This window comes from Pseudaeromonas pectinilytica (assembly GCF_054780855.1).
In genome coordinates this window covers 1-927 of record NZ_BAAGVN010000190.1, presented here as the reverse complement: position 1 = coordinate 927, position 927 = coordinate 1, and the positions used below count along the sequence as shown (strand labels likewise).

Below are 927 nucleotides of genomic sequence, written 5' to 3'. Positions count from 1 at the left end.
GATTAAATCAGATCACAAACGAAGCCTTTTTTCTATCTATTTCAATTGGTTGTAGCTAAAGATCCTGTACATGTATCGGTATATGGTCTTACCGCTCATCAGACCCGCGTTATTCACCTTGGCACTGCTGACCTTTATTGCCTCCTGGAATAATTTTATGGCCCCCCTGGTCGTATTACGCGATATGGAGAGCTACACCCTGCCCCTGGCTTTACGAGCCCTGCAAGGCGTGGGGGTTGTGCCCTGGGGGGCGGTCTGCGCCGGGGCTGCGATTGCCGTTATGCCGCTGATCATCTTACTTATTTTTACCTCCCATCAGCTGATCGATCGCCTGAGTCAGGGGTATTCAAAATAACCAATCCGCATCGTGTAACATCGACCGGGAAGTACACGCTGACACGCCGTGAACCCATCCGTGGGGGCTCCACCGCGCCATCCCTGGCGCGGAGGGTCAGCTTAGTACCACCCTGTCGCTGTCGTGAGGGAGCGACGATTCAGAATGGCAACTGATATAACCATGCAATGTAAATAAACGCCGACGTTGATAAACAAATAATCCGATCAATAACCTGGTCATTAGGGGTAAATAAAATCCTCTATACCAGTTACTTATTGTGAATCATGCAGAGTGGAGTTTGGCCGAATAGCAGACCGTGGGTGGCAGGGATGCCACCATCGAGTCTACTTAGGATGTATTCACGACGTGTCTGCGATCGAACAGACTCCACGCTCATGCCAGAGTTTATCCGTGCAACACATAACAGGGATATAGCCAAATAAAAATGGGCGTTCAGGCCCATTTTTATATCACCTAACCATTATTCCCAAGTCTGAACGGATATATATTTACCTGATTACCATCGAGACTCAGCCAGCTTCAACAGGCGTTGTGGCATTGGAGCCGTTCGACAGCCGATCCTGACCAGT

1 protein-coding gene is annotated in these 927 nt (G+C 49.4%); it reads left to right on the top strand.

Annotated features, from left to right (window positions below; translation table 11 throughout):
* The first annotated feature begins 70 nt into the window (after positions 1–70).
* Positions 71–355, top strand: a complete 285-nt coding sequence (locus ACYVG7_RS10140) for a hypothetical protein (protein WP_460883003.1) — start codon at positions 71–73, stop codon at positions 353–355.
* Positions 356–927 lie beyond the last annotated feature (572 nt).